The 2,385-nt window shown below is 69.9% G+C and carries 3 protein-coding genes; 1 reads left to right on the plus strand and 2 read right to left on the minus strand.

The genetic code is table 11. The annotated features are described in order from the left end of the window. Positions 1–358 precede the first annotated feature (358 nt). A complete protein-coding gene (locus tag VIG79_RS15040; RefSeq protein WP_331887098.1) occupies positions 359–505 on the plus strand; it encodes a hypothetical protein in 147 nt (48 codons plus the stop codon). A 218-nt stretch (positions 506–723) separates the two neighbouring features. Here the strand turns inward: VIG79_RS15040 and VIG79_RS15045 are convergent, their stop codons facing one another. Both VIG79_RS15045 and VIG79_RS15050 read right to left on the minus strand, forming a co-directional pair. Continuing rightward, positions 724–1,824 (minus strand): glycosyltransferase family 4 protein, encoded by a 1,101-nt coding sequence (locus VIG79_RS15045; protein ID WP_331887100.1) that lies wholly within the window; start codon positions 1,822–1,824, stop codon positions 724–726. 21 nt (positions 1,825–1,845) lie between these two features. After that, positions 1,846–2,079, minus strand: a complete 234-nt coding sequence (locus tag VIG79_RS15050) for an SRPBCC family protein (RefSeq protein WP_331887102.1) — start codon at positions 2,077–2,079, stop codon at positions 1,846–1,848. Positions 2,080–2,385: the final 306 nt, after the last annotated feature.

Raw genomic sequence — 2,385 nt, forward strand, 5'->3', positions numbered from 1 at the left:
CCAGCGCCGCCAGCGTCGCGCCCACCGCCGACCCAGTTCCCCGCCGCCGCCAGGACCGACAGCACCATGAGCACCGGCACAGAGCAGACCCAGTGGCTGACCTTGACCCCCAGGAACCTGTTGTGGTCGGTGATCTCGATGCGTCGGCCGGTGCTGTCGCGCGGGCCTCGGTAGCAGCACCAGTCCTCGGCGCCACCGCTCGACAGGTCGGCAACGTGCGAGGCCCGATGCGAGCCGAATGAACTTGTCTGCGCTGAGCTGTGGGCTGTGAAACCGCACTCTCGAGGCGGTCACGTATGGTGCCGCCCCCCGGGGCGGTCCATGCTCGGAGGAAGGGCTCATCTGGAAATGAAGTTCCGTGTTCATCCTCGGCATCATCTTGATCATCGTGGGGCTGCTCGTCGCCTCGTTGAAGATCCTCCTTTGGGTCGGCATCGTCCTGCTCGTGGTCGGTCTCGTCCTGAACTTCGTCCCGATCGGCGGCCGTCGCCGGCGCATCTTCTAGGACGCTGCACGACCTGGAGTCCTCGACCCCCGCCGAGCGGACGGGCTTCCGGATGGCTCGCATCCGCGACGCGAACCGGAACGGGCGCGGACTAGCCTGGCCGGCCAGCGATCCCTGGCCGGACGCTGTGGAGGTCTCGGCGCTCGACGACCCGGTGTCCCTCGTACGGCTCTGGTGGGAGCAACGCCGGAGGGCGGGTCGCCGCAGCCGTCCTGGACTCACCCGGCCGGTACCGGTCGACGGTCTGGTGACGTCCACGCTTCGAGCAGCTCCAGGGTCACCGACGTCGGGCTGAAGTTCCGCGCTCGGAGCCGGGCGCCACGAGCCGCCTCGCGGGCGTACGCCGGGTGGTCCAGCAGCCGCAGGATCTGCGCCGACCAGGCGGCGGGCTCCTCCAGCGGGAGCAACGCCACGCCGTCTGACGCCCCGACCAGTTCCCGGAAGGCCGGGATGTCGGAGCCGACCACGGGGACCCCGGCGGTCATGGCCTCCAGCAACGTCAGCCCAAACGACTCCCGCCGGGACGGGACCACGGCCACCCGTGCTTGCTGCAGCGTCGCCATGACGTCGTGCTGGTCCAACACGCCAAGGTAGGTCAAGGTCGCTCCGCTCGACCTGAGCAGCCCGAGACCGGTCGTGTCGTCGCCCCACGGGTGGTCGGCACCGGCGACGACCACGGACAGCGGTCGGCCGACGCCGGCCAGGACCTCGGCGAGCACGTCGACCCCCTTCCGTGGCTCCAACCGGCCGAAGAACGCCACGTCGTAGCGGCGTCGGGCGTCGGGCGTCGGGACGAGGTCGGGCCCCGGGTTCGGCACGACCACTGCGTGAGAGCGGAGCCGGGTGCCCCAGGCGTCGTCGGTCATCTGTACGGCGGCGAGGGACGGGGCGGTGACCACGTCCGCGGCGCACGTCACCGCGAGCTCGGGGTTCTGCGGCCGGTCCCGCCACATCTCGGGGCGATGTCCGAGGATCGTCTCCGCGCCGTGCAGTCGAACCGTGAGACGACGGGCGACGTCGCGGCGGCCGACGGCCACGGCCCCCAACGCCCGGAACTCGGGCGCTTCCAGGATGTCGAACGGACCGCCCTGCGCAACGGCAAGCTCGACCATCCGGCCGATGGCGTCCGCGACCCCCACCGCAGGGACCAGATGCCGGGTCACCCCCTCGTCGACGTCGACACCCTCCCCGCCGCCGGCGAAGACGTGGACGTCGTGGCCCAGCCGGCTGAGGCACCGAGCCACGACCCGCGAGTACGTGCCGATGCCACCGGCCACACCACGACCGGGGTAGTTGTCCGACACCAGGGCGATACGCATCCGCTGACACCTCAGCGATCCTCAACCGGCCGAGACGTCTTCACGCCAGGTTCTGGTCGCGGCCCTGCCGACCTCGGTGGCGAACTGGCGCGTCACGTCGCCGATTGCGGTAACCCAGTGGGTGTGCGTCGGGCGGTCCGGCGTGACCGACTCGACCCCGTCCATGAAGGACGTGAAGCTCTCGAACTGCCTCCACTGGTCGTAGGCGACACGGACCGGGACGTCGACGTGGATGGACTCCTCCATCCTGCTCATTGCAGTGATCCCTCCAAAGCCGTACTGGTTCCCGAGGCTCGAACCGGCATACCCGCCGCCGCCGACCCCGAAACCGGCGGACCGATCCGGCGGGCAAGGTGTGGCCCCCCGAGATGTGGGCAATATGAACGTGGGCGGACGGACACTCCGGATAATCCCGACGCCAAGTCCCGGCGGCTCCAAACATCGCGGCCGCCGGGACGGCACTAATCGGACTCAGGGCTATTCATCTGAGCGGAGTAGCCTTAGCGTGTGGATGAAGTGCCACGACCGCGGGCGGCCGGGCACTATCCGAGGTCTGCTGGA

The organism is Lapillicoccus sp. (genome assembly GCF_036559105.1).
Lineage (GTDB): Bacteria > Actinomycetota > Actinomycetes > Actinomycetales > Dermatophilaceae > Lapillicoccus.